Below are 26,991 nucleotides of genomic sequence, written 5' to 3' on the forward strand. Positions count from 1 at the left end.
AAGCTACGGGCGAACCTGCCGTCAGACTGCGCGCGGCGTGCCTGAGGAGCGACACGCGAACCGCGCGGGACCTCAAGCGAAGATGCACAGCGAAGCCTGGAAGCAGTCATGAGCCCATCCAACGACGCAAGCGACGCAACCCACGCGCACGTGCTGACGGTGACGGGCATCGGCAAGACTTATGTCGAGCCGGTGCTGGCGGACGTGTCGCTGTCGCTCAACGCGGGCGAGGTGCTCGCGCTGACCGGCGAGAACGGTGCGGGCAAGAGCACGCTGTCGAAGATCATCGGCGGACTGACGGACCCGACCACCGGCACCATGACCCTCGCGGGCCAGGCCTACGCCCCGCGCAGCCGTTCCGACGCCGAAGCGCTCGGCGTGCGCATGGTGATGCAGGAGCTGAACCTGCTGCCCACTTTGTCGGTCGCCGAGAATCTGTTCTTGAACCGCTTGCCGCGCAAGGGCGGCTTCGGCTGGATCGACCGGCGCACGCTCGCGCAGGACGCGCGTCACGCGATGGCGCAAGTCGGGCTCGATGCCATCGATCCCGATACGCTGGTCGGCAGCCTGGGCATCGGTCATCAGCAGATGGTGGAGATCGCGCGCAATCTGATCGGCGATTGCCGCGTGCTGATCCTCGACGAACCCACCGCGATGCTCACCGCGCGCGAAGTCGATCTGCTGTTCGAGCAGGTCGAGCGGCTCAAGGCGCGCGGCGTTGCGCTCGTGTATATCTCGCACCGGCTGGAGGAATTGCGGCGCATCGCCGAGCGGGCCGCCGTGCTGCGCGACGGCCGTCTCGTGCACCTCGGACCGATGGCGGACCTGACCAGCGACCGGCTCGTCACGCTGATGGTCGGACGCGAGATCGGCGAGCGCATCGATCTGGGCGAACGCCGCATCGGCGATGTCGCGCTGAAAGTGGAGGGCATGACACGCGGCACGGTGGTGCGCGACGTGTCCTTCGAGGTGCGCGCCGGCGAGATTTTTGGCGTGAGCGGTCTGATCGGCGCGGGCCGCACGGAACTGATGCGCCTCATCTACGGCGCGGATCGCGCGGACGCGGGCCAGGTGTCGGTGGCGCGCGCCGGACAGCCGTTGCAGCGCGTGAACGTGCAGTCGCCGTCGGATGCAGTGAAGGCGGGCATCGCGCTGATCACGGAGGACCGCAAGGGCGAAGGGCTGCTGTTGAGCCTGCCCATCGCCGCCAACGTTTCACTGGGCAATCTCGGTGCGGTGGCGCGTCACGGCGTGGTCGACACGCGCCGGGAAGCCGCGCTCGCGCAACGCCAGATCGAGGCGATGCGCATCCGCACCTCGGGACCGGCGCAGGCGGTGTCGGAGTTGTCGGGCGGCAACCAGCAGAAGGTCGTGATCGGCCGTTGGCTCGCGCGCGACTGCCCGGTGCTGCTGTTCGACGAACCGACGCGCGGCATCGACGTCGGCGCAAAGTTCGATATCTACGGCCTGATGGGCGCGCTGACCCGCGAAGGCCGCACGCTGGTCGTGGTGTCGAGCGATCTGCGCGAACTGATGCTGATCTGCGACCGGATCGGCGTGATGTCGGCGGGACGCATGACGGGCGTGTTCGAGCGCGCGACCTGGTCGCAGGACGCGCTGCTGGCGGCGGCGTTCTCCGGCTACGCGCGGCGCGAGGCCCTGCTGCAGGAGCCGATCGCGCCCGACGCGAAGGCGCCCGAAGACAACGTGGAGCATTGAATGAGCGAAGCGAACCTTCCAGCCGATGCACCGAAGAGCGCGAAAGGCGTCGGCACGCGGCTCGGGCTGTCGAATTACCTGGGTCTGGCGGGCGCGCTCGCCGCGATGATCGCGCTGTTTTCCGTGCTGAGCTCGCATTTCCTGACCTACGACACGTTCAGCACGATCGCCAACCAGATTCCGGATCTGGTCGTGATGTCGATCGGCATGACCTTCGTGCTGATCATCGCGAGCATCGACCTCTCGGTGGGTTCGGTGCTGGCGCTGGGCGCATCGGTCGTCAGCGTGGCCGCGCTCAGGTGGCACTGGCCCGCGCTTCCGGCCGCGCTGATCGGGCTCGCGGCCGCCGCGCTGACGGGCGCGGTGACCGGGCTCGTGACTGTGGCATGGCGGATTCCGTCGTTCATCGTGTCGCTTGGCGTGCTCGAAGGCGCGCGCGGACTCGCCTATCAGATGACGAACTCGCGCACGGCGTACATTGGCGAAGCGTTCGATTTCCTGTCGAATCCGATCGCCTTCGGCATCTCGCCGGCGTTCCTGATTGCCGTCGTCGTGATGATAATTGCGCATCTGGTCTTGACCCGGACGGTTTTTGGCCGATATCTCGTAGGGATCGGCACGAATGAAGAGGCCGTGCGGCTCGCCGGCGTCAATCCGCGGCCGTACAAGGTGATCGTGTTCGCGCTGATGGGCGCCTTGTCGGGCTTGGCGGCGCTGTTCCAGATCTCGCGTCTGGAAGCCGCCGATCCGAACGCGGGCGCCGGCGTGGAGCTGCAGGTGATCGCGGCGGTGGTGATCGGCGGCACGAGCCTGATGGGCGGGCGCGGCTCGGTGATCAGCACGTTTTTCGGCGTGTTGATCATCTCGGTGCTCGCGGCGGGACTGGCGCAAATCGGCGCGAACGAGCCGACCAAGCGCATCATTACGGGCGCGGTGATCGTGGTGGCGGTGGTGCTCGACACTTACCGCAGCCGTCGCAAGCGCGTTTGAGGCAGGTAAAGGCAGACAGCAAGGGCAGGCAGCAAGGGCAGGACGGCGACGGCTCGCGCTCCGCACGGGGTGGAGAAGCGGCTCGAGTCGGGACTTGAAACTCCGGCGAACAAACGTTCGCGTACCTGCGAAAGGGCGCCGGAGAAGTGACGGAAAGCAGGCAGGGCGCGGGGAAACAGTGCGGCGCGAGCAGCGGAAGCTGCCGGCGCCGCCCGCCTTACGACCAATAAGAGAGCAGTTGGACCAAAGCAAAGCGAAGGACGATGTATGGCGACGATCAAAGACGTGGCAGCCATTGCCGGGGTGTCGTTCACGACGGTATCCCACGTAGTGAACAATTCACGGCCGGTTTCGGCCGACGTGCGGGCGAAGGTGGAGCGGGCGATTCGTGAGCTGGATTACGTGCCGTCGGCGGTGGCGCGCTCGCTGAAGGCGCGTTCGACGGCGACCATCGGCCTGCTCGTGCCGAACGCGACGAATCCGTATTTCGCGGAACTCGCACGCGGCGTGGAGGACGGCTGCGCGAAGAACGGCTATTGCGTGTTCTTCTGCAACTCCGACGACGACCCCGCGAAGCAGCGCAGCTATCTGCGCGTCTTGCAGGAAAAGCGCATCGACGGCCTGGTGATCGCCTCGGCGGGCGAGGATTCGGTGCTGGCGCAGTGCCTCGCGGGCGCGCGCGAGCCGCTCGTGATCGTCGATCGCAACATCGAGGGGGTGCAAGCGGACCTCGTCCAGATCGATCACGAAAAGGGCGCGTATATCGCGACCCGGCACTTGCTGCAACTCGGGCATTCGGAGATCGGCTGCATTACCGGGCCCGTGCAGACCGCCGTGTCCGCCATGCGTCTGCACGGCTTCATCCGCGCGATGGCCGAGCGCGGCATCGAAATCGAGCCGCACGCGATCCAGCAAAGCGACTTTTCCGCGACCGGCGGTTATGCTGCCGCATCGCAGCTGTTCGACCGCATGAAGCCGACCGCGATCTTCGCGTGCAACGACATGATGGGCATCGGCGCGCTGCGGGCGGCGGCCGAGCGTCACATCAACGTGCCGACGGACTGCTCGATCATCGGTTTCGATGATGTCGAACTGTCGCGCTACACCTACCCGGCGCTGTCGACGGTCGGGCAATCGGTTCGCGCGCTCGGCGAGATGGCCGCGCAGACGCTGATCGAACGCATCACGGGCAAGCTCACCGGTACGACGCGCCGCCGCGTGGTGCCACCGCGCCTGGTGCGCCGCGAATCCACGGCCGTGGTGCCGAAATCGCGCAGCGTCCGGGCCTGATCCAGCCGGCCACGCCGGTCAACCAGGGAAGCATGATGGGCGAAAGCGCCAAAGCAGGCGATACGAACAAGACCGGGCGCGTGACCGTGGTCGGCAGTCTCAACATGGACCTCGTGGCGCGCGCGCCGCGTCTGCCGAAGCCGGGCGAGACGCTCGCCGGCCACGCGTTTGCGCAGGTGGCAGGCGGCAAGGGCGGCAACCAGGCGGTTGCCGCCGCGCGTCTGGGCGCGCAGGTTGCGATGATCGGCTGCGTCGGCGACGATCCGAACGGCGCGATCCTCAAGCAGAGTCTCGAGGCGGAAGGCATCGATTGCAGCGCGCTCGCGACGAGCGCCGGCGCATCGACGGGCGTGGCGCTGATCGTCGTCGACGACGCCAGCCAGAACGCCATCGTCATCGTGGCCGGAAGCAATGCGCTCGTGACGCCGGCGAGCATCGAGGCGCAAGAGCAGTTGATCGCCGCGGCGGACCTCATCGTGTGCCAGCTCGAAACGCCGCTCGACACCGTGCGCGCCGCGCTTGCCGCCGGTCGCCGTCTCGGCCGCACGACCATCCTCAATCCGGCGCCCGCGGCCCGCAAGCTGCCGCCCGACTGGTTTCCGCTGATCGACTATCTGATTCCGAACGAACACGAGGCCGCGACGCTGTCGGGCGTCGCGATCAACTCCGCGGAAGACGCGCGCCGCGCCGCGCAGACGCTGAAAGCCAAGGGCGCGCGCAATGTGATCGTGACGCTCGGTTCCGACGGCGTGCTCGCGCTGCTGGATGGCGAGGACGAAGCGGGCGTCCATCTCGCTTCCCCCCGCGTGGAGGCCATCGACACCACTGCCGCGGGGGATACCTTCATCGGCGGTTTTGCGGCCGAGCTGGCGCGCGGCACGGCGGTGCGCGACGCGATCGCCTTCGGTCAACGCGCCGCGGCAATTGCAGTGACGCGCGAAGGTGCTCAGCCGTCGATTCCACACCGCAGTGAAATTTCCGCATAATTATTCAGTATCTGCTGAAAAATGGCGCGTTTTACGCGCCATTTTTGTTTCATACGACACAATCCTCTCAAGTGACCGCGCCCTGACGCCGTTTACGTCTGGAACGGTTGCGCCCCGGCGGCGCAGCCGGCAATCAACGGTCAAGAGGGCGCGCATCGGCCGCACGCGCTTTCCCCGGGGCGCAGCGGCCACCCGCACGCGCCCGCCGTCAGGCGGCCGGGCAACCCGCTTTCGGGCGGCACGGGGACCACTCAATGAAACAGGGTTTGACGATCAAGGCGCGCCTGGGCATCGCGATGGCGTTTCTGGGCGCATTGCTCATCGCGATCGGCGCGCTGGGGCTCGTCGGCATGAGCCACTCGAACGGCGCGTTTCTCGCGACTTATTCGGTGCAGATGCCCGCCGCCATCGCCGTCGGCAACGCGGAAATGTACGCGGCGCGTGAACGCCTCGTCTTCGATCGCGCCGCGTTGCTGGCAGGCACGCCGGAAGTCGCCTCCACGGTCGAGCGATCGCGCCTGATGCGCGACCGCGCCGACGCCTATTGGAAGCAATACACCTCGCTGCCGCTCTCGCCGGGAGAAAAACGGCTCGCCGACGCCGCGCAGGACAAGCGTCTGGCGCTGCAAGGCATTGTCGACCGCGGCGTGGCGGCCGTCATGGCGAACGATCACGACGTCATCATCGCCAGCGCCAAGGCGATGCAGGTCACCTACAACGAACTCGCGACGGCCAATGAAGCCCTGCGCGCGTTTCTCACCGAGTCCTCGAAGCAGAGTTACGAAGCCGCGCAAAACCGCTTCCTGTGGTTCCGCGCGTGGAGCCTGGGCGCGCTGGCGCTCGGCGTCGCGGCGGCCGCGTTCGCGTGGGTGTCGCTGCGGCGTGCGATCGCGCGGCCGCTGGAAGCCGCGCTCGGCCACTTCGACGCCATCGCCGCCGGCGATCTGCGACGTGAAGTCGTCGTGACCTCGCGCGATGAAATGGGGCAACTGCTCGCAGGGCTCGCGAGAATGCGCGCCAGCCTGCTCGACACGGTGCGCAGCGTGCGTTCGGGCAGCGAGTCGATCGCCTCCGCCACGCAGGAAATCGCGGCGGGCAATACGGATCTGTCCTCGCGCACCGAGGAACAGGCGTCCGCGCTGCAGGAAACCGCGTCCAGCATGGAAGAGCTGACCGGCACCGTCCGCCAGAACGCCGACAACGCGCGTCAGGCGAGCACGCTCGCGGCGAACGCGTCGGCGATCGCGGGCAAGGGCAGCGCCGTCGTGACCCAGGTGGTGGACACGATGCGCGAGATCAACGGCAGCTCATCGAAGATCGCGGACATCATCACGATCATCGAAGGGATTGCGTTCCAGACCAACATCCTGGCCCTGAACGCGGCGGTCGAAGCCGCGCGCGCCGGCGAGGAGGGACGCGGCTTCGCGGTCGTGGCAGGCGAGGTGCGCAGTCTGGCGCAACGCTCGTCGGCGGCGGCGAAGGAAATCAAGGAACTGATCGATACCTCCGTGGCGCGCGTCCAGACCGGCTCCGCGCTCGTCGACGAAGCCGGCCGCACGATGGCCGAGATCAGCGGCGCGGTGCAGCGCGTGACCGACATCATGGGCGAGATCGCGGCGGCGTCGCAGGAACAATCGAGCGGCATCGAGCAGGTGTCGCGCGCGGTCACCCAGATGGACGAGGTGACGCAGCAGAATGCGGCGCTCGTCGAGGAGGCGGCGGCCGCGGCGCAATCGCTGGAAGATCAGGCCGGGCGCTTGCGACAGGCCGTCGCGGTGTTTCAAGTGGCGGAGGGCGCGCCGCTTGCTGCTCAGTCGACGCCTGCCGCGCCGCGCACCAGGATGGTGACTTCGCCCGCGCCAAAACTTGCAACGAAGGCGGTACCGAAGCCGGCCTCGGCGCCCCGGGCAAAGGTCACAGCCGATACGGGCGGCGACTGGGAGACGTTCTGAGGCTCGCCTGATCCGGCGCCTCGGGCATCGTGTCATGCGCCAGCCATGTCGAACCGGTAACCCGTACACTGGTGAGCATGCTTGACCGCCCATAACGAGGATACCGACATGACCGGATCGACACTCGCTGCGAAGCTTGCGGAAGCCCGCCGCCAGCATCGGCTGATCGAGGTTCTGGAGCCCGCCGACATTCCCGCCGACGCGCCCACCGCCTACGCCATCCAGCACGAGATGCTGCGCGAGACGGAGGCCCGCATCGGTGCCTGGAAGATCGGCGCGCGTGCGCCGGACGCGCTGGCCAACGGTGCGCCCATCGACGCCGCGCTGGTGCACGCATCACCGGCGCGGCTGCCGTTCGAATCGTTCTTCCGCGTGCTGGTCGAACTCGAGATCGCCTTCCGCTTCGCCTATTCGCTGCCAGCACGCAGCGAACCCTATGCGCGCGAGGAGGTGATGGGCGCCATTGGCGGCGTGGCGGTGGCGCTCGAAGTCGTCGACAGCCGCTTCACCCAGTGGCCCAATCTCGACCCGCTCGCGCAGCTCGCCGATTCGCAGAACAACGGCGCGCTCGTGGTCTCGGCGATGGAGCCTTACGACGTCGTCGCACCCGGCTTCGACTTTCTTGCACCGCGCATCGAACTCACGCTCGACGGCATGTCCATCGCGCCGGCGGCGCTCGGCAATCCGGCGGGCGATCCTCGCGAGTTGCTGCTCTGGCTCGTCAACCATTGCTCGCGCATGGGTTTGACTGTCGAACCGTTCTGGACCATCACGACGGGCTCGTACACGGGCGCGTATCGCGTGGATGGACCGGCGATGCTGCATGGTTCGATCGACCGCATCGGCGAGCTCGAACTGGTGCTCGCATGAAGCGCTTCATCATCGTGAAATCACCCTGCATGCGGAACGGTTATCGCCGGCATTGCAGGTTTTGCATCCGTGCACACCGCGTTCGCGTAAGTGAAGAAACGCGAGTAGGACGCCGCTGAAAAAAGATGGCGGAGAGGCGCGGTGACGATGTGCAAAAGAGCGCGGGGAAGCGAACAGGCAGGGTGCGTGTCGAGCAAGAGGATAGGCACATGCGCGACATTGGGATGATGATTGTAGGTGAACGAAAATGACTCACCAAGCTAGTAATTCTGCGAAGCAAATGAACGACGCAAGTGCGTGAAAAAAAATTCGAAAGGGTTTAGGATGATTTCAGGCGATGTCGTTTCGATTACGCGCGTTGCGCACGGCATAGCTTTCTGACTTCGGCGAGGAGGTAGCATGGATATCTACAGCAGTTTCGCGACCCGCTTCGAAAAAACACGCGAGGAGGAGTTCTCGCTCGAAGAATATCTCGCGCTCTGCAAAGATGATCCTGCCACATATGCAACAGCGGGCGAACGCATGTTGACGGCCATCGGGGAACCGGAAATGGTCGACACTCGCCTCGATCCGCGTTTATCGCGTGTGTTTGCAAACAAGGTCATCAAGGTGTACCCGGCGTTCCGCGAGTTCTACGGCATGGAGGAAGTGATCGAGAACGTCGTGTCGTACTTCCGGCACGCGGCACAGGGTCTGGAAGAGAAGAAGCAGATCCTGTATTTGCTGGGGCCGGTGGGCGGCGGCAAGTCGTCAATCGCCGAACGACTGAAGCAGCTCATGGAACGGGTCCCGTTCTATTCCATCAAGGGCTCGCCCGTCAATGAATCGCCGCTGGGCCTGTTCGACTACGACGAGGACGGCCCGGTGCTCGAAGAGCAGTACGGCATCCCGCGCCGCTACTTGAAGAGCATCCTGTCGCCGTGGGCCGTCAAGCGCCTGCATGAGTACAACGGCGACATCCGCAAGTTCCGCGTCGTGCGCCGCTATCCGTCCATCCTTCGCCAGATCGGCATTGCCAAAACCGAACCGGGCGATGAGAACAATCAGGACATCTCGTCGCTCGTCGGCAAGGTGGACATCCGCAAGCTCGAAACCTATTCGCAGGACGACGCCGACGCGTACAGCTACTCGGGTGGCCTGTGTCTCGCCAATCAGGGCCTGCTCGAATTCGTTGAAATGTTCAAGGCGCCGATCAAAGTGCTGCATCCGTTGCTGACCGCGACCCAGGAAGGCAACTTCAAGGGCACGGAAGGCTTCGGCGCGATTCCTTTCGACGGCGTCATCCTCGCTCACTCGAACGAGTCGGAATGGAAGGCGTTCCGCAACAACAAGAACAACGAAGCACTGCTCGATCGTATCTTCGTGGTGAAGGTGCCGTACTGCCTGCGCTACGGTGAAGAGATCAAGATCTACGAGAAGCTCCTGCGCAATTCGTCCCTCGCCGAGGCGGTCTGCGCACCGGGCACGCTCAAGATGATGTCGCAGATGGCCGTGCTCACGCGCCTGCACGAGCCAGAGAATTCGAGCCTGTTCTCGAAGATGCAGGTCTATGACGGCGAGAACCTGAAGGACACGGATCCGAAGGCGAAGTCGTATCAGGAGTACCGCGATTACGCGGGCGTGGACGAAGGCATGACAGGCGTCTCCACCCGGTTCGCGTTCAAGATCCTGTCACGCGTCTTCAACTTCGATTCGTCCGAGGTCGCGGCCAATCCGGTGCACCTGATGTACGTACTCGAACAGCAGATCGAGCGCGAGCAGTTCCCGCCGGAAACGGAGCAGAAGTACCTGTCGTTCATCAAGGACGTGCTGGCTTCGCGCTACGCCGAGTTCATCGGCAAGGAGATTCAGACCGCGTATCTCGAATCCTATTCGGAGTATGGACAGAACATCTTCGATCGTTACGTGACCTATGCCGACTTCTGGATTCAGGACCAGGAGTTCCGCGACCACGACACCGGTGAGAGCTTCGACCGCGCATCGCTCAATGCCGAACTGGAGAAGATCGAAAAGCCGGCGGGCATCAGCAACCCGAAGGACTTCCGCAACGAGATCGTGAACTTCGTCTTGCGCGCGCGCGCGGCCAATGGCGGCAAGAATCCCGCGTGGATCAGCTACGAGAAGCTGCGCGTCGTGATCGAGAAGAAGATGTTCTCCAACACGGAAGAACTGCTGCCGGTCATTTCGTTCAATGCGAAAGGCTCGGCCGAAGAGCAGCGCAAGCATGAGGACTTCGTCAATCGCATGGTCGCCAAGGGTTACACGCCGAAGCAGGTGCGCCTCTTGTGCGACTGGTATCTGCGCGTGCGCAAGTCGTCATGATGTAAGGTGGGAAGGTGCGCGCCAGCGCGTTTTGCGGGCACGCACCGATCGACCGGAACGGACGCCTGCGTCCGTTCCGGTCCCGCGCAGCGCGGGAGTTATGATGTCACTGGCCGTACGGGCGTGAAGTTTGCGCTGGCCGGCTCAGTGGACAGTTTGCGAGTCAGAGACGCTGCGACCGTTGGAAGGCTCCCGCAGCGCCTCGCCATCTCGCCCATTACGCGGGAGACTGGATGTGCTGCACCAAATCATCGACCGCAGGTTAGCCGGCAAGAACAAGAGCATCGCCAATCGCGAGCGCTTTCTGCGACGCGTCAAGAGTTACATTCGCCGCGCGGTGTCCGACGCGGTGCGCGATCGCAGCATCAAGGACATTCAAAGCACCCAGAGCATCACCATTCCCAAGAAGGACATCTCCGAGCCGTCGTTCCGTCATGGACCGGGCGGCAAGCGCGAGTACGTCCATCCGGGCAACGCCGACTACATTCGCGGCGACAAGATTCCCCGTCCGCCGGGCGGCGCGGGCGGCGGCGGCAAGAGCGCCAGCAACGAGGGCGAAGGGCAGGATGATTTCGTCTTTGAGTTGTCGCGCGAAGAGTTCATGCAGTACTTCTTCGACGATCTCGAACTGCCGCGCCTCGTCAAGACCCAGTTGCTCGCCGTGCCCACGTGGAAGAACGTGCGCGCGGGCTGGGCAGCGGAAGGCACGCCGAACAACATCGACGTGGTGCGTTCGCTGCGCAGCGCGCTAGGCCGTCGCATCGCGCTCGGCTTCCCGCTCTCGGCGCAGTTGCGCGAGATGGAGCGCCAACTCGAACAATTGAAGGAAGACAAGGGCGACGCGGAAGAGATCGCGCGGCTCGAAGCGGAAATCGTGATCCTGCAGGGCCGGATCACGCGCATTCCGTTCATCGATCCCTTCGATCTGCGCTACATCAACCGCGTCAAGCAGCCGACGCCGTCGAGCAAGGCCGTCATGTTCTGCCTGATGGACGTGTCCGGCTCGATGGACGAGCAGCGCAAGGACCTGTCCAAGCGCTTCTTCATCCTGCTGTATCTGTTCCTCCAGCGGAACTACGAGAAGATCGAGGTCGTGTTCATCCGGCACCATACGCGCGCCGAGGAAGTGGATGAGGACACCTTCTTCCACTCCACCGAAAGCGGCGGCACCGTAGTGTCGAGTGCGCTCGAACTGATGAAGAAGATCATGGACGAACGCTATTCGCCATCCGAATGGAACATCTACGGGGCGCAAGCCTCCGACGGCGACAACTGGACCGACGACTCGCCCAAGTGCCGCAAGCTGCTGGCCGATGACATCCTGCCGAAGGTCCGGTATTTTGCCTATATTCAAGTTGCGCCAGAGGAGCAGAATCTCTGGCTGGAATATGCCCAGCTCGCGCTCGGAGCGCCCGAGCTGGCCATGAAGAAGGTGGATTCGGCCGCGGACATCTACCCGGTATTCCGCGAGCTGTTCGAGAAGCAGCAGGCCGCGGCGTAGTCTGCGGCATCACGCGAATCGAGTCGCGCGGTTCGGCGGGAAGGCACGGACGATCGTGTTGCGATCGTGTGGATTCCCGGCCGGTCCCGGCACCTGGCAACGCAACGCGTCCGCGGCGACGCACGAGGAAAGCAGGATGAATGTTGCAGAGAAACGGCGGCCGCTGCCGTGCCCGTCAGATTGGAGCGTCGAGCTGATCGAAGAGTACGACGCCGAAATCTCCCGTGTCGCCAATCGCTACGGGCTCGACACCTATCCCATCCAGCTGGAAATCATCAGCTCCGAGCAGATGATGGACGCCTATGCGTCTGTCGGCATGCCGGTGAACTATCGGCACTGGTCGTTCGGCAAGCACTTCCTCTCGACCGAGAAAGGCTATCGGCGCGGGCAGATGGGCCTCGCGTACGAGATCGTCATCAATTCGAATCCCTGCATCGCGTATCTCATGGAAGAAAACACCATGACGATGCAGGCGCTCGTGATCGCGCATGCCGCGTACGGGCACAACTCCTTCTTCAAGGGCAATTACCTGTTCCGTCTGTGGACGGATGCGCACGCGATCATCGACTATCTCGTGTACGCGAAGAATTACATCGCGGAATGCGAGGAGCGCTTCGGGCTGGACCGGGTGGAAGAACTGCTGGATTCATGCCATGCGCTGATGAACTACGGCGTGGACCGCTACAAGCGTCCGCAGAAGCTTTCGCTGGCGAAGGAAGCCGCGATGCGGCGTGAGCGCGAAGCTTATGCGCAGTCGCAGGTCAACGAACTCTGGCGCACGCTGCCGAAGGGCAAAGCACAAACCGCCGAGGAAAACGAAAGCCGTTATCCGCCCGAGCCGCAGGAGAATCTGCTGTACTTCGCGGAGAAAAACGCGCCCTTGCTGGAACCGTGGGAGCGGGAGGTCATCCGCATCGTTCGCAAGGTGGGGCAGTATTTTTATCCGCAGCGGCAGACGCAGGTCATGAACGAAGGCTGGGCGACGTTCTGGCACTACACGCTGCTCAACACCCTCTATAACGAAGGCCGTCTCGAGGACGGCTTCATGATGGAGTTCCTGCATTCGCATTCGAACGTCGTGTATCAGCCGCCGGTGACGAAGCCTTACTACAGCGGCATCAATCCATACGCGCTGGGTTTTTCGATGATGAGCGACATTCGCCGCATCTGCGAAAACCCGACGGACGAGGACCGCGAGTGGTTCCCGGAACTGGCCGGCAGCGACTGGCTGGAATCGCTGCACTACGCGATGCGCAATTTCAAGGACGAGAGCTTCATTGCGCAGTATCTGTCGCCGCATCTGATTCGCGAGATGCGTCTGTTCGCGATTCTCGACGACGACATGCGCGATGCGCTCGAAGTCTCGGCCATTCACGACGGCAGTGGATACCGGTATGTGCGGCAGGCGCTGTCAAGGCAATACGACATTCATCACCGCGAGCCGAATATCCAGGTGTATTCGGTGAACACGCGGGGCGACCGCAGTCTGACGCTGCGGCACTTCATGACGGACAACCGCCATCTGGCCAATGACAGCGACGAAGTGCTCAAGCACATGGCGCGCTTGTGGCAGTTCGACGTGTATCTGGAAAGCGTCGATGAGAACGGGACGGTGAGGAAGCGGTTCGAGTGCAGGTATGTGGCGCCGGAGGGGCGCTGACAGGCGGGGTGACTGTTCGATGAGAGCCGGCTTTACGCAAGTAAAGCCGGTTTTTTATTTGCGGTTTGCCAGAGACCTTTTGCGTGGAATTCAGAAAAATCCGGTGAACGGCGCACGCGTTCTTCGTCAGGATGAATCCGACGCGGCGATCCAGTTCTGCGAGCGGAAACTGGCCTTGATTCATGCAGCCGATATCCCGACAAAATGCAAAGAAAAATATCTGTCTCCACCCTGACCCTGACCCTGACCCTGACCTTGGCAATCTTGTCGACGTTCATCTCAAGCGCGCCGCTCGCCGCGGTCGAAAGCGAACACGAGTCGCGCCTGGCGTGCAGTGAATTCTCGCAAGCAGGGCTGCGTGACTGTCTCGCCGCGAAGGCCTCTGAAAGCGAGTCGAAGCTGGAACACGCCGAGCGTGATGCCGCCGTAACTCTTTCCCGATGGGATGAAGACGATCGATACGTTCGGTCAGCCCAAAACAATCTCGTGCAAGCAAACCGCGCCTTCAGGCATTACCGCGCGACGCAATGCGGGCTGATCGCGTCCCTCACCGGCGGCGCAGCCGGCAACGCTCACGACATCGGGCAACTGGCGTGCGCGGCTTCCCTCAACACCGCACGCGCCGATGACCTTCGCAACGCGACCTCCAGCCTGCCACCCAGGTAACTACGCCCCCGCCTCATCCTGCGAGAACAGATCCCAGCTGGCCATGAACAGCGCCGCTACCAGCGGCCCGATGACAAAGCCATTGATCCCGAACAACGCCATCCCGCCCAGCGTGGAGATGAGCACGACCCAGTCGGGCATCTTCGTGTCCTTGCCGACCAGGATCGGCCGCAGCACGTTGTCCACGAGCCCGATCACCACGACGCAGAACACCACGAGAATCAATCCCTTGACGACTTGCCCGGTCATGAAGAAATAGATCGCCGCCGGCGCCCACACCATTGCCGCGCCGACCGCCGGCAACAGCGAGAGAAACGCCATCAGCACGCCCCACAGTAGCGAGCCGTTGATGCCCAGGATCCAGAAGATCGACCCGCCCAGCAAGCCCTGCACGGCCGCCACCGCGATATTGCCCTTCACGGTCGCGCGCACGACGGTCGTAAACTTGGCGATCAGATGCTGTTTCGGCTCGGCATCGAGTGGAATGGCACGGCGAATGCGCCGGCCAATCTCACCGCCGTCGCGCAGCAGGAAGAACACCAGATACAGCATCACGCCGAAGCTCACGACGAACTGGAACGTGTTCTGTCCAATCGAGAGCGCCTGGGTAGCCGCGAACTGGCTGATCTGGGTCGCGCCGTCCATGAGCTTGTGCTGCACGCCGACGATATCGTCGAGCCCGTAGCGCCCGAGCAACTGCTGCACGGACATCGGCAGCGCATGCAGCACGTGCTGGAAATACAGCCCGAAGTTGAGATCGCCGCTCTTGATGCGCGCATAGACCAGCGCGATTTCCTGCACCAGCGTCACCATCACCACGGCCAGCGGAATGATCACGATCAAAATGGCTGCGGCGAGCGTCGTCAGCGCGGCGAGGTTACGACGCTTGCCGAAGCGCGCAGCGAGATAACGCTGCATCGGCTGGAACAGAATCGCGAGAATCGCTCCCCAAAAGATGGCACCGAAGAACGGCAGCAATACCCAGGCGAGCGCTACCGTGACGACGAACAGCAGGATATGAAAGAAGTTCTGGTGAGTCGTTTGATTGTTCATTCGCGAGCGTGTGACCAAAAGGGCAGGGCGATGGCGCCGAGTTGCATGGAAAGGCAAGCGGAGAGCAAGAAGCGAGCCATGCTGTCGCGCGCCTGCGTGCGTCCCCAATGCGTTGATTCGAGCGCCAAAACCGCCAAGGGTTCGGAAAGATTTACCAAACCCGCGAATTGCTGCTGGAGCGCAAGCTTACTTGTCGACTAAAATCCGGCTTCACTTCCTTGCGGATCGCTTTCCGTCCGACGGCAAGCCGGCCAGGCCCACGAACGAAAAACCGACCGTCCGTCCGCACTGCTTCCGCGCAGAGCATCGAATCATGAATCCAGGCGTCGTCTACGCATTCTCGGCCTTTGCCATCTGGGGGCTGTTTCCGATTTACTTCAAGGCGCTGCATTCCATCGGCGCGGTCGAGATGCTGGCGCACCGGATGGCGTGGTCGATGCTCTTCCTGCTGATCGTGATGACCCTGCGTCGCCAGTGGCGATGGCTCGGCCCGGTGCTGCGCAACAAGCGGCTGCTGGCGCGCTTCGCCGCCAGCGCCGTCCTGCTCTCCGCGAACTGGGGCATCTATATCTGGGCGGTCAACGACGGGCGCATCGTGCAGGCGAGCCTCGGCTACTTCATCAATCCGCTCGTCAACGTGCTGTTCGGGATGGCGTTCCTGCATGAGCGGCTGCGGCCCGTGCAGTGGATCGCCGTGACGGTCGCCGCGCTCGGCGTCGTGTGGCTTACCTGGGTGAACGGCGCGCCGCCATGGATCAGCCTCGCGCTGGCGCTGACCTTCGGTGGCTATGGGCTGCTGCGCAAGACCGCTTCGCTTGGCGCGCTGGAGGGACTGACGCTCGAAACCATGCTGCTGTGTCCCGTCGCGCTGGTGTATTTGTTCTTTCTGAACACGCATGGCGGCAGCGGCTTCGGGCATGCATCGACCGGCGTGAAGCTGTTGCTCGCTGCGGCGGGGCCCGTCACCGCCGTGCCCTTGCTGCTGTTCGCGGCCGGCGCGCGGCGCATTCCGCTGTCGATGCTCGGCCTAATCCAGTACATCACGCCGACGCTGCAATTGCTGATCGGCGTCGTCATCTATCAGGAGTTCTTTGGCCACGACCAGTTGATCGGCTACGGCGCGATCTGGGCCGCGCTCGCACTGTATTCGCTGGAAGGCTTCTACCGGGCGCGCGCCGCGCGCCTGTGAACGCGTGCCGCGCGCGTTTCAGCGCAACGCGTCGCCAAAGCGATACTCGGCCGTCGCTTCATCGAGTTTCGCCTTGATGTCCGGATCGAGCGGTTGATCGACGGCGGCAAGCGTTTCGGTCAGTTGCTCCGGCCGGCTCGCGCCGATGATCGCCGACGTCACCGCAGGATTCGCCAGCACCCACGCGAGCGCCGTGCTTGCGAGCGAGCGTCCCGTCGGCGCAACGATCCCGTTGATCGTCTCGATGGTGTGGAATTCGTGCTCGTGCCAGTAACGCTGCGTGTACATCGCGCCCGCCTTGCCGACGGCCTCGCTGAAACGGCCTTCACCCGGTCCCGCGCCGTAACTGTGCTTGCCGGTCAGGAGACCGCCCGCGAGCGGGTTGTACGGAATCACGGCGAGACCTTCCTCCGTCGCGAGCGGCAGCAGTTCCCGCTCGATCTGGCGGAACAGCAGGTTGTAGCGCGGCTGCACCGACACGAACCGCGCGCACTGCCTGACATCCGCGCGGCCGAGCGCGCGTGCGAGCCGGTAGGCCAGGAAATTCGATACCCCGACATAGCGCGCCTTGCCTTGCCGCACGATGGTGTCGAGTGCTTCGAGCATCTCGTCGAGCGGGGTGTCGCGGTCGTCGTTGTGCAACTGGTAGAGATCGACGTAATCGGTGTTCAGGCGCTTGAGCGACGCGTCGATGGCATCGAGCAGATGCTTGCGCGACGCGCCTTTTTGCCATGCGTGCGGGCCCATCTCATGGACCGCCTTGGTGGCGAGAACGAAGTCGTCGCGCCGTCCTTTCAGCCAGCGTCCGACGATCTCCTCGGTGCGGCCCGCGAGATCGTGGCCGCTGCCAAGCGGGTAGACATTCGCCGTATCGATGAAATTGACGCCGGCCTCGGCGGCGCGGTCCATGATGCTGCGCGACGCGTCCTCGCCGGTTTGCAGGCCGAAGGTCATCGTGCCGAGCGTGAGACGCGAGACGGTGAGGCCGGTGTTGCCGAATTTGCCGTATTGCAAGGTTGTGCTCCCGAAAATGGATAATCCGCTGCGCCAGACAGCTTAGCCTGTCTGGCGCTCAGGCGCTGCCCGCACCGGCGCGGGCGGCGTGCCGCGCGGCGCCGCTTCAAGCCGGCGGAACACGAGGCACGACAGCAGCGTGACCATCCCCATGCACGCGAAACTCAGGCGGAAGCCGGTCGAGGTCGAAAATGGTCCCTGGAACACCTGCACGAGCGAGCCGCCGATCGACACGCCCAGGCCGATCGCCAGCATCTGCACCATCGAGAACAGGCTGTTGCCACTGCCCGCGTCCTTGCTCGACAAACCTTTGAGCGTGACGCTGTTCATCGCGGCGAACTGCATCGAGTTGCATGCGCCGAACAGCGCGAGAATCGCGATTTCGACGGCGAGCGGCAAGGACGGCGAGAACAGCGCGCACGCCATGATGGACGCGCCGACCAGCGCCGTGTTGACGAGCAGGAAGGTGTCGTAGCCGTAGCGCTTCACGAGCCCGGGAATCCAGCGCTTGCTGATCGTGCCGGCGATCGCGATGGGCAGCATCATCAGGCCCGAATGCAGCGGACTGTAGCCGAGTTCGAGTTGCATCAGCAGCGGCAGCAGGAACGGCACGGCGGCCGAGCCGATCCGGCAGACCAGGTTGCCGACCAGTCCGACGCTGAAGTTGCGCTCGCTGAACAGCCCGAGATGAAACAGCGGGTTGCGCTTGCGGCGCGCATACGGGATGTACGCCAGCGCCGACACGACCGAGAGCGCGAACAGGGCCGCCGAGACGGCGCCGCGATGCGTATCGACAGGAGAATCCAGCGCCAGCGAGAACGACACCATGCATAGCGACAGCAAGCCACAGCCGACGAAATCGAACGGCGGCACGTCGTGGACCGCGTCGTTAGGCAGAAAGCGCTGCACGGCGTAGATGCCGAGCGCGCCGATCGGCACGTTGATCAGGAAGATCCAGTGCCACGAGAAGGATTCGACGAACCAGCCGCCGAGCGTCGGGCCGAGGATCGGGCCGATCTGGCCGGCGACGGAAATCATCGCGAGCGCCGACACGTAGGCTTCCCCCGACACCGCGCGCAGCACGGCGAGGCGGCCGATAGGCAGCAGCATCGAGCCGCCGATTCCTTGCAGCACGCGCGCCAGCACGAGCTGATTGAGCGTGTGCGCGCTCGCGCAGGTGAGCGAGCCGATCACGAACAGCGCAATCGATACCGAATAGACCAGACGGGTGCCAAAGCGGTCCGCGAGCCAGCCGGATGCGGGCGTCAGGAGCGCCATCGTGAGCGTGTAGGCGACCACGATCGACTGCATCGCGAGCGGCGCGGCATGAAGACTGCGGGCGATCGACGGCAGCGCCGTGTTCACGATGGTCGTGTCGAGCGTCTGCATGAAAAAGCCCACGGCGACGATCCATAAAAGCGCCGTGTGCGAAGACTCTTCGTTCATGTGGGGAGATGAGGCCGATACGGCGCGGCATCGAAAGGGCGGCGAAAGGCCGCTTCCTGCGCGCACTGTGACATGTTAGTGAATCGGGGCGTCATCGGGAAGCCCGCTGGCCGCATTGACTGCAATCGGATTTGGCGATCACAATGGCGCATGCTCAATCCGGTTTGGCTGACAACTTTCGCGACCGTGGCCGCGTCGCACAGCTTCACCGACGCCGGGCGTCAACTGGGTCTGCGGCAGTCGAGCGTCTCGGAGCATATCCGGCGCCTGGAGGAGAGTGTGGGGCGGCGTCTGTTCGTGCGGGACACGCATTCGCTGGCGCTCACCGCCGACGGCGAAGCCATGCTGATCCACGCCCGCGTCATTCTCGAGGCGATGGCGCACGCGCAGTCGCAGTTCAGCTCGCCGCGTCTGCGCGGGCGGGTGCGGCTGGGTTCGTCGGACGATCTGGCGCTCGGGCCGCTGCCCAGCGTGCTCGCGGCGTTCCGGGACACGCATCCGGACGTCGAACTCGAAATCACCATCGGCATGACGGGCAGGCTCTATCAGATGGTCGATGCCGGTGAACTGGATCTCGCCGTCGGCAAACGTCGGCTCGGCGATCCGCGCGGCACGCGGCTGTTTTCCGGGCGGCTGGAATGGCTCGCGAAGACCGGCACCGTAGTGGACACGAGCCAGCCGCTGCCGCTGATCCTCGTGGCGGAGCCGAGCGTCACGCGCGGCCTCGTGCTCGATACGCTCGCCATGACCGGCGCGAGCTGGCAGATGGTCTGCACCAGCAGCAGTCACGCGGGATGCATTGCGGCCGCGCGCGGCGGACTGGGACTGACCGTGCGGTCGCACTTTCTCGTGGCGCGCGGCCTGGCGCCGCCGATGAACCGCACCGAGCTTCCCGTTCTGCCGGAAGTGGAGTTCATCGTGTTCGGCTCGAAACACCCGGGCCGTCCGGCCGAAACCTTGCTACAGCTTCTGCAGGACAGCGACCTGCGGGGGAAATGGGATGGCGAATGAACACATGACCGGCACAACGCATCGGCACGCGGGTGATGCCACCGTCACGACCCGCCGTCCCCGATGGCCGGCGACAATTTGTTCTCTTATAGTGTGCGGCGTTTGACGCAACCCCTCCACGACGTGTTCCGCCTTTTGCGCTCTCTCTGTTCCGCTCCGTGGCGCCTGCGCGCCTGCCTCGCGACGATCATGCTCGCGGCCTTCGGCCACGCGCATGCCGCGGCCTATGTGACCAAGCATTGCGACGATCTCGAAGGCCAGCACGTGCCCGCATCGATCATCGGTCTGCCGACGCGCGGCGCGACCATCGTCTCGGCGTGGGTCGTGAAGGCGGCGGCGCCGGGCAACCGCAACGGCGAATACTGCCGCATCACCGGCTTCATCAAGGCCCTGCAGGATACGACGCCGGACATCCGCTTCGAAGTGAACCTGCCGAGCCGCTGGAACGGCCGCGCGTTGCAGATGGGCGGCGGCGGCTACAACGGGACCATCGTGTCCGGCACCGAGCCGATGCCGTTCGCGCCCGATTCGACGCCGCTCGCGCGCGGCTATGCGACCTTCGGCTCGGACTCGGGCCACGTGGGCAACTCGGGGCGCGCGGACTTCGCCATGAACGACGAGGCGATCGTCAACTTCGGCTTCGGGCATCTGAAGAAAACCCGCGACGTGGCGCTCGCGCTGATCCAGATGGGCTACGGCCGCACGCCGGAAAAAACCTATTTCGCGGGCGGCTCGACCGGCGGCCGCGAAGGCTTCGCGGTGATCGAGCGCTTTCCGAACGACTATGACGGCGTCATCGCCAACGCGCCCGCGATCAACTTCTCGGGCGTGCGGCTGATGGGCGTGAAAGTCGGCCAGTCGTCATATGCGACGCCGAACGGTTTTGTCGGACTGGCGCAGCAGCGGCGCGTGTTCGAAACCGTCGTGCACGAATGCGACAAGCTCGACGGCGCCGCGGATGGCATCGTCAGCAATGTCGAGGCGTGCAGGAAACTGGAGCCGCAGATCATCGCGTCATTGCGCTGCACGAATGGGCAGCGTCCGTCCTTGCGCGACAGCTGTCTGTCCGACGCGCAGATCGACACGCTCGAAACGCTGCGCGACGGACTCACGCTGCCTTACGCGCTGGCCTATGGCGTGGTCCGCTATCCCGGCTACAACGTGTTCCAGGGCGTCGATTTCACGAGCGCGCTCGGCCTCGGCGATTCGCCGACGCTGCTCAGTCCGCCGACCTTCGCCGCGAACGGCTATCTCTTCGCGCAAGGCGACGCCTACATCCGCTACTTTGTTACGCGCGATCTGTCCTTCAGCGGGCTCGCATTCGACCTCGACAATCCGGGCCGCTTCAAACAGCGTCTGACGACGCTCGCTTACACGGTCGGCGCGATGAACCCGGACTTCTCCGCATTTATCGCGCACGGCGGCAAGCTGATTGCGATGCACGGCCTCTCCGACGAAGTCATCAGCCCGAACCAGACGATCGCGTTCTACCGCGACCTGATCGATCATTACGGCCGCGATACGGTCGAATCCTTCATGCGGCTCTACATGGTCCCGGGCTTTCAGCACGGCAACGGCGTGTTCATTCCGGCGTGGGACGAACTCGGCGCGCTGGACGAATGGGTGAGCAACGGCGTCGCCCCGGAAACGCTCGTCGGCAGCGACATCGCGCCGGCCACCAATGGCCGCACGCGCCCGATATGCCGTTATCCGAACTATCCGCGCTATATGGGGAAGGGCAGCATCAACAGCGCGGCGAACTTCCGTTGCGTCGAACCCTGAACGGTTTGGGCGAACACGCGCCTTATCAAGCGTTCATCGGGCGCGTCCCGATGCGCGGCCAGACTTTCGCGAGCCAGCGCACGGCGCGTCCGTGCATGACGCCGCGATACGAGGTCAGCGACACCTCGACCGCATGCGCGCTTTCCGTCGATAGCCAGACCCGCTCGCCGCGCGACAGGCGCACGACGTCGCCGGCCTTCAACCAGTAATCGTAGGGATCCTGATGACGTGTGAGCCACACGGATGCATCGACGACGCGCAATTCGGCGTCGCGCGACAGACGCCATGACGCGGTCCGGTGCGGATGAACCTCGACAAAGACCACGATGCGCGTCCCGGACGATCCAGCCGCGCCGATGCGGCCCGACGCGACACCGTGGCCGACGCCCTGACATGCAGAACCTTGCGACAACTCTTCCATGCTGCTCTCCAGTGAGTGAGCCGGAGACGGAAGCCTTGCACGCAAAAACAAGAAGGCCCCGTCTTGCGGCGGGGCCTTCGGAACTCATTGCTGCCTTGTGTTTGCTCTTTCGCTAGCGCACACGCTGTTCCGTAGACCCGCCACGAATGGCGTTCATACGGTTTTTAATCGCAGCGATGGAGAGCGAGAGGGCGGCGTGCATGTGTCGCAGTATCGTGTGGCGTGCGCGGACTTGTCAACCGTCGCGATGACGGCCGCATGAAAAAAACCCGGAGCAGGGCAGGCCTGCGCCGGGTTCACGCAAGGGCTGACTTACATGCCCGTATAACCTTGCGGTCGGGTCGAGTTGCTCTTCGCGACGGTCGCATTGGTCGAGACGACGTATTGCGGCGACTCGGTGAGCGTCAGCGTGACCGCGCCGTTCGAATACGGCACGCTCGATACGTTGCCCATCGCGTCGATCAGCTGCACCGTGCCGCTGGAGCCGGCGGCATCGACGTTGAGCTTGTAGCTCGTGCTGTACGTGGTGCTGAAGCTGCCGTTGGACGCCGGCCATACCGAGTTGTTATGCGTCCAAAGCGCGGTAATGACCCGGCCGTTGTTCAGCTGCTGGAACGAGTACGCATACACGCCGGACGGCAGGCTGTTCACCGGACCGAGGGTCGTGGTGCCGTCGAGCACGCGAGTCATCGTGGCGACTTCCATCGCGGCCGGCTTCGGGCTGATGTTGGTCGTGCCGAACTCGGCCTGCGGATGATCGAGGTCGAAGAACGTGCCGTAACCTGCCTCGCCCGGGAAATCCGGACCGAAGAACACGTAGGTCTGATCCGCGCCTTCGCCCAGCAGGATGAGGTGCGTGCGCGCGACCACCGCGCCATGCGCGAACAGGATGTTCGGCGTCGGATAGTTCGGACCGTAGCTCGAACCCACGTCATAGCTGATGCCGGTTTCCGTGACGAACAGCTTCATGTTCGGCTTGTAGTCCTTCGCCATTTCCGCGCGCAGGTTGCGCATCTCGTTGAGCAGCGAGTTGGCGGCGTCGGCCGGATTCGGCTCCGTGTGACGGCGCTCCGGCGGATGCGAAGGCGACGTGCCCGCGTCGTAGTAACCGTGCGTGGCGATGCCGTCGAGATACTGCGCGAGACCCAGCGGCGCAAGACGCTTCAGGCGATCGGTCGTCAGCGAAGGGAACGGCTCGGCCGGGCCCATCACGACCGCGTGCGGATCGCCGGCATGCAGCCCTTCGTACGTGCGCTGATACAGCGCGACGAAGTTCTTGTCCGTGTCCTTCCACTGGATATACGGTTCCCACGTGACCTGGTAGTAGTTCGCCGACATCGTCGGGTAGTACTTCGCGCGGATCGCTTCGGTTTCCTGGCCGACGCGCGTCATGTAGTCACGGTAATAGCCCAGGTCGTTCGGGATATAGCCGTAGTCCGGATTGAGGCCATGCATGCTGGCCCAGCCCGGCAGGCCATCGAGACGCACGAGGCGCATGACCTTGCCCGACGTGTAGAACGGGTCGAGGTTGTTGGCGGTCGGCTTGAACGTGTAGCGGCCGTTCGGCTCCATCACGTTCATTTGACGGTCGTCGATGGTCGAAGTGATGCCGAGCGCCGACAGCATCGTGCCGTTGTCGTTGAAGCCCTGCATGCCGAAACGATGCTGCTCCTGCTTCGCATACGTGACGGCGGGAATCACGCCGGAGACGTCCGAAATCACGCCGAAGGTCGCGATGCCGTTCGGCCGCGTGCCCGAGGTCTGCACCTGGCCGCCGCTGTTGGCGAGCGTTGCCGACACGGCGAAGTAACCGGCGAGGTTCGAGCTGCAGGTGAGGGTGGTCGTCGTGGCCGCGGCGGGCGCTGCGAAGCTGCCGCTGGCGACCGTCTTGCCGAGCGCGTCGGCGATGGTCCACTTGAGCGTATCGGCCGAGCCGGGGCGCGTGGTGATCGCCACCTTGAACTTCGAATTGATCGCGAACATGCGCGAGCCGTCCGAGCCCGGTGTATCGACGGTAATCTGGCCACCGCCGCCCGAGGCCGACGACACCGCCGGCGTTGCACACGTGAGACGCAGATTGGCAGCCGCGTTGGCGACGGCTTGCGCGGTCGTGGCAGCATCGCTTGCGAGCGCGACGTTTGCCGCTTGCGTGCCGGAAGCACTGGCGCTGGCGGCGCCGGACGTGCCGGCTGCGCTGGTCGAGGCAGGCGAATTGCCGTCACCACCGCCGCCGCAGGCAGCGAGCGCCAGCGCGAGCGTCGAAAGCAGGAAAGGATTCTTGATCATCGTGTCATAGCACAGGAACCGGACGCGCAGCAGGGCGCTTCCGGCGACGCCAGCGGCATCGGGAGTTATTGACGGAAAGGCAGGGACAGGCACGAAGCCATCCGGCCAAAGCGGTGTCTCGCGCGGCGTTAGCGCGGCGTTAATCGGTTCGAACGTCGACGTCCGGAGACACGGACGCAAAGGTTCGCTTCGCTCGTCGAACCACGAGCAAAGAATTCAGACGGAACCACCGGAATTGCGCCAGGCGCTGCCAGGCGTACAGCAGGTTCGCTAGCAGAAAAGCCCATCGGGCACAGTGCGCGCACGAACATTAGTAAGACGTGCTTCGGATCGAATCCTACTAGGAAAGCCTCGTTACAGTGAGTAAGAGCGCGTAATGACTTGTAACGTATGATGAATCAATGAATCGTCATAAGAAACGCTCAGGCCCGTCAGTCTTGCCGATGCGCGTTGGACGGTTTAACTTGGATCCCGCTAAAAAATTTTCAGGAGGACGTCGTGGCGTATCTGTTACTCATCGTCGAACCGGTCGAACAACGTGGTCAGCGGACTCAGGAAGAGGGGCGTGAAGCCTATCGGCAAATGGTCCAGTTCGCCGACGGCCTCAAGGCGCGCGGCGTATTGCGGGCCGTCGAATCGCTGACTTCGCAGAAGGAGGCGGCGCGGGTGTCGGCGGCGCACGGCGACACCCGGGTCGTCGACGGGCCGTTTGCAGAAGCGAAGGAGATGATCGGCGGTTTCTTTCTGCTCGACTGCGAGACACGCGCGGAGGCCGTCGCCATTGCTGCCGAATGTCCTGCCGCGGCGTGGTGCACCGTCGAAGTTCGCCAAACCGGGCCTTGCTACTTTTGACCGGGTGTTTTCCCGCATCCGGTAGATTTTCTCGATAGCCCTCATGTCGATTCGGACCCGCGCCGTTCGTCGTGGTGATTGAACGGCCGCGCGATTTCAACCTGGAGACACACACGATGCACAAACAGATTTTCGTGAACCTGCCGGTCCGCGATCTCAGACGCTCCATGAGTTTCTTCAAGGCGCTCGGCTTGAGCTTCGACGCGGCCTTCACCAACGACGACGCCGCGTGTCTCGTGATCGGCGAAAACATCTACGCGATGTTGCTCGTGGAAAGCTTCTTCAAGACTTTCACGGAGAAGCCCATCGTCGACGCGAGCCAGAGCACCGAGGTGCTGGTGTGCCTGTCATGCGAGAGCCAGGCAGAGGTGGACGAACTGGTGGCGAAGGCGCTTGCCGCGGGCGGTCGGGCGCCGCGCGAGCCGCAGGATCACGGCTTCATGTATGGCCACGGCTTCGAGGATCTCGACGGACACATCTGGGAGCTGGTGCACATGAACCCGGAAGCCGCGTGAGCGGGCCGGACACGCGGCCCGCGGTCGCGGACGATACGGCCAGGCGCGCCATCGATGCGGTGTGGCGCATCGAGTCGGCGAAGGTGATTGCGAGCGTGGCGCGCGTGGTGCGCGACGTCGCGCTCGCCGAGGAACTGGCGCAGGATGCGTTCGTCGCGGCGCTGGAGCACTGGAGCGAGACGGGCGTGCCGGAAAAACCGGGGGCATGGCTCATGACGACAGCAAAGAACAAGGCGCTCGACCGGTTGCGGCAGCATGCGTTGCACGCACGCAAGCACGAGGAATATGGACACGATCTCGAGGCGCACGAGGGGTACGTCACGCCCGATTTCGTCGATGCGCTCGCTGCCGCCCAGGAAGACGACATTGGCGACGATCTGCTGCGGCTCATTTTCACGGCATGTCATCCGGTGTTGTCCGTCGATGCCCGGGCGGCGTTGACCTTGCGATTGATCGGCGGCCTCACGACCGATGAGATCGCGCGGGCGTTTCTCGTGCCGGAGCCGACGATCGCGCAGCGCATCGTGCGGGCGAAACGCACGTTGTCGGCGGCACGGGTGCCGTTCGAGATGCCGCAGGCCGAGGCGCGCGCGAAGCGTCTCGGTTCGGTGCTCGAAGTGCTCTATCTGATTTTCAACGAAGGCTACTCGGCTACGGCCGGCGACGACTGGATGCGGCCGGCGCTGTGCGAGGACGCGTTGCGGCTCGGTCGGATACTCGCCGGGCTGATGCCGGATGAGAGCGAGGTTCACGGACTGGTCGCGTTGATGGAGATCCAGGCGTCGCGGACCCGGGCGCGCGTCGACGGCCAGGGCCGTCCGGTGCTGTTGCCGGATCAGGACCGCAGCCGCTGGGATCCGTTGTTGATCCGGCGCGGGCTGGCCGCGCTGAAGCACGCAGAGGCGCTGGGCGGCGCCCGTGGGGTGTATGCGTTGCAGGCGGCGCTGGCGGCGTGTCATGCGCGCGCACCGACGGCCGCGGAGACGGACTGGACGATGATCGTCGCGCTCTACGACGTGCTGGTGAAGATCGCGCCGACGCCGGTGGTCGAACTCAATCGCGCGGTGGCGGTCAGCATGGCGTATGGCGCCGCCGAAGCGCTGGCGATCGTGGATGCGTTGCGTGAGGCGCCGGCGTTGAAGCATTACCAATGGCTGCCCAGCGTGCGGGCGGATTTGCTGGCGCGGCTTGGACGCACGGAGGAAGCACGCGCGGAGTTCGAGCGCGCGGCGGCGTTGGCGAAGAACGCACGGGAGCGGGCGTTTTTGTTGGAGCGAGCGCGGGAGATGGGGTGACAGGGATTGGGGTGAAGCGGGTTCTGGAAGCGCATTGTCTATTTAACATAAGACAAAATATCTAACTTTTTGATGTCAGCGCTTTTTAGTAATGTCGGGTTTGGGCTCATTAGAAATGTCGGGTTTTGCCCTGCGAGGCGCACGTTGACGATGACGCGTCTATTCGGGGCT

At 64.2% G+C, this 26,991-nt stretch carries 22 protein-coding genes; 17 read left to right on the forward strand and 5 right to left on the reverse strand.

All coding sequences use genetic code 11. The annotated features are described in order from the left end of the window. Positions 1-108: 108 nt before the first annotated feature. From QCE63_RS08270 to QCE63_RS08320, 11 genes are all read left to right on the forward strand, one after another. Complete coding sequence (locus tag QCE63_RS08270; protein WP_309832262.1) at positions 109-1,719, forward strand: sugar ABC transporter ATP-binding protein; 1,611 nt, start codon at positions 109-111, stop codon at positions 1,717-1,719. Further along, positions 1,720-2,709: an ABC transporter permease gene (locus QCE63_RS08275; protein ID WP_309832263.1), complete on the forward strand. Its 990-nt coding sequence runs from the start codon at positions 1,720-1,722 to the stop codon at positions 2,707-2,709. It abuts the gene before it with no gap. A 267-nt stretch (positions 2,710-2,976) separates the two neighbouring features. Beyond that, positions 2,977-3,999: a LacI family DNA-binding transcriptional regulator gene (locus QCE63_RS08280; protein WP_309832264.1), complete on the forward strand. Its 1,023-nt coding sequence runs from the start codon at positions 2,977-2,979 to the stop codon at positions 3,997-3,999. Between the two features lie 35 nt (positions 4,000-4,034). Further along, positions 4,035-4,985: a ribokinase gene (gene rbsK / locus QCE63_RS08285; RefSeq protein ID WP_309833734.1), complete on the forward strand. Its 951-nt coding sequence runs from the start codon at positions 4,035-4,037 to the stop codon at positions 4,983-4,985. A 254-nt stretch (positions 4,986-5,239) separates the two neighbouring features. Next, complete coding sequence (locus QCE63_RS08290; RefSeq protein WP_309832265.1) at positions 5,240-6,937, forward strand: methyl-accepting chemotaxis protein; 1,698 nt, start codon at positions 5,240-5,242, stop codon at positions 6,935-6,937. 108 nt (positions 6,938-7,045) lie between these two features. Next, positions 7,046-7,807, forward strand: a complete 762-nt coding sequence (locus tag QCE63_RS08295) for a hydratase (protein WP_309832266.1) — start codon at positions 7,046-7,048, stop codon at positions 7,805-7,807. A gap of 399 nt (positions 7,808-8,206) precedes the next feature. Continuing rightward, entirely contained in the window at positions 8,207-10,129 is a 1,923-nt protein-coding gene (locus tag QCE63_RS08300; RefSeq protein WP_309832267.1) for a PrkA family serine protein kinase, read from the forward strand. A gap of 235 nt (positions 10,130-10,364) precedes the next feature. Beyond that, positions 10,365-11,630: a YeaH/YhbH family protein gene (locus QCE63_RS08305; protein ID WP_309832268.1), complete on the forward strand. Its 1,266-nt coding sequence runs from the start codon at positions 10,365-10,367 to the stop codon at positions 11,628-11,630. A gap of 136 nt (positions 11,631-11,766) precedes the next feature. Then, positions 11,767-13,290 carry a SpoVR family protein gene (locus QCE63_RS08310; RefSeq protein ID WP_404990091.1) on the forward strand — a complete coding sequence of 508 codons (1,524 nt, stop codon included), beginning with the start codon at positions 11,767-11,769 and terminating at the stop codon, positions 13,288-13,290. Positions 13,291-13,309: 19 nt separating this feature from the next. Then, positions 13,310-13,525 (forward strand): hypothetical protein, encoded by a 216-nt coding sequence (locus tag QCE63_RS08315; protein WP_309832269.1) that lies wholly within the window; start codon positions 13,310-13,312, stop codon positions 13,523-13,525. Further along, on the forward strand, positions 13,495-13,956 hold the full coding sequence (locus QCE63_RS08320) for a lysozyme inhibitor LprI family protein (RefSeq protein WP_309832270.1): 462 nt from the start codon (positions 13,495-13,497) through the stop codon (positions 13,954-13,956). The genes QCE63_RS08315 and QCE63_RS08320 overlap by 31 nt, the downstream gene beginning before the upstream one ends. Here the strand turns inward: QCE63_RS08320 and QCE63_RS08325 are convergent, their stop codons facing one another. Further along, positions 13,957-15,009: an AI-2E family transporter gene (locus tag QCE63_RS08325; protein WP_309832271.1), complete on the reverse strand. Its 1,053-nt coding sequence runs from the start codon at positions 15,007-15,009 to the stop codon at positions 13,957-13,959. A gap of 313 nt (positions 15,010-15,322) precedes the next feature. Between QCE63_RS08325 and rarD the strand changes: the two genes are divergently transcribed. After that, entirely contained in the window at positions 15,323-16,198 is an 876-nt protein-coding gene (gene rarD, locus QCE63_RS08330; protein ID WP_309832272.1) for an EamA family transporter RarD, read from the forward strand. An 18-nt stretch (positions 16,199-16,216) separates the two neighbouring features. On the opposite strand, the gene QCE63_RS08335 is transcribed toward rarD, so the two are convergent. Together QCE63_RS08335 and QCE63_RS08340 are read right to left on the reverse strand one after the other, a co-directional pair. Further along, positions 16,217-17,212 (reverse strand): aldo/keto reductase, encoded by a 996-nt coding sequence (locus QCE63_RS08335; protein WP_309832273.1) that lies wholly within the window; start codon positions 17,210-17,212, stop codon positions 16,217-16,219. Between the two features lie 42 nt (positions 17,213-17,254). Continuing rightward, positions 17,255-18,658 (reverse strand): DHA2 family efflux MFS transporter permease subunit, encoded by a 1,404-nt coding sequence (locus QCE63_RS08340; protein WP_404990092.1) that lies wholly within the window; start codon positions 18,656-18,658, stop codon positions 17,255-17,257. 150 nt (positions 18,659-18,808) lie between these two features. On the opposite strand from QCE63_RS08340, the gene QCE63_RS08345 reads away from it, so the two are divergent. Both QCE63_RS08345 and QCE63_RS08350 read left to right on the forward strand, forming a co-directional pair. Further along, on the forward strand, positions 18,809-19,669 hold the full coding sequence (locus QCE63_RS08345) for a LysR family transcriptional regulator (RefSeq protein ID WP_309832275.1): 861 nt from the start codon (positions 18,809-18,811) through the stop codon (positions 19,667-19,669). Positions 19,670-19,792: 123 nt separating this feature from the next. Further along, on the forward strand, positions 19,793-21,451 hold the full coding sequence (locus QCE63_RS08350; RefSeq protein ID WP_309833736.1) for a tannase/feruloyl esterase family alpha/beta hydrolase: 1,659 nt from the start codon (positions 19,793-19,795) through the stop codon (positions 21,449-21,451). Positions 21,452-21,476: 25 nt separating this feature from the next. Here QCE63_RS08350 and QCE63_RS08355 read toward each other — a convergent pair whose 3' ends face one another. Together QCE63_RS08355 and QCE63_RS08360 are read right to left on the reverse strand one after the other, a co-directional pair. Then, entirely contained in the window at positions 21,477-21,872 is a 396-nt protein-coding gene (locus QCE63_RS08355; protein ID WP_309832276.1) for a DUF2917 domain-containing protein, read from the reverse strand. 312 nt (positions 21,873-22,184) lie between these two features. Then, positions 22,185-24,158 (reverse strand): hypothetical protein, encoded by a 1,974-nt coding sequence (locus QCE63_RS08360; RefSeq protein WP_309832277.1) that lies wholly within the window; start codon positions 24,156-24,158, stop codon positions 22,185-22,187. 498 nt (positions 24,159-24,656) lie between these two features. Between QCE63_RS08360 and QCE63_RS08365 the strand changes: the two genes are divergently transcribed. The 3 genes from QCE63_RS08365 (at position 24,657) to QCE63_RS08375 (ending at position 26,820) form a co-directional block, all read left to right on the forward strand. Next, positions 24,657-25,010, forward strand: a complete 354-nt coding sequence (locus QCE63_RS08365; protein ID WP_309832278.1) for a YciI family protein — start codon at positions 24,657-24,659, stop codon at positions 25,008-25,010. A 116-nt stretch (positions 25,011-25,126) separates the two neighbouring features. Continuing rightward, the gene (locus QCE63_RS08370; protein WP_309832279.1) at positions 25,127-25,525 is read left to right on the forward strand and encodes a VOC family protein; all 399 of its coding nucleotides are present in this window, start codon (positions 25,127-25,129) and stop codon (positions 25,523-25,525) included. Beyond that, positions 25,522-26,820 carry an RNA polymerase sigma factor gene (locus QCE63_RS08375; protein ID WP_309832280.1) on the forward strand — a complete coding sequence of 433 codons (1,299 nt, stop codon included), beginning with the start codon at positions 25,522-25,524 and terminating at the stop codon, positions 26,818-26,820. Before QCE63_RS08370 ends, QCE63_RS08375 begins: the two co-directional genes overlap by 4 nt. The last annotated feature ends 171 nt before the right edge of the window (positions 26,821-26,991 follow it).

This window comes from Caballeronia sp. LZ065 (assembly GCF_031450975.1).
Classification (GTDB): Bacteria; Pseudomonadota; Gammaproteobacteria; order Burkholderiales; family Burkholderiaceae; genus Caballeronia.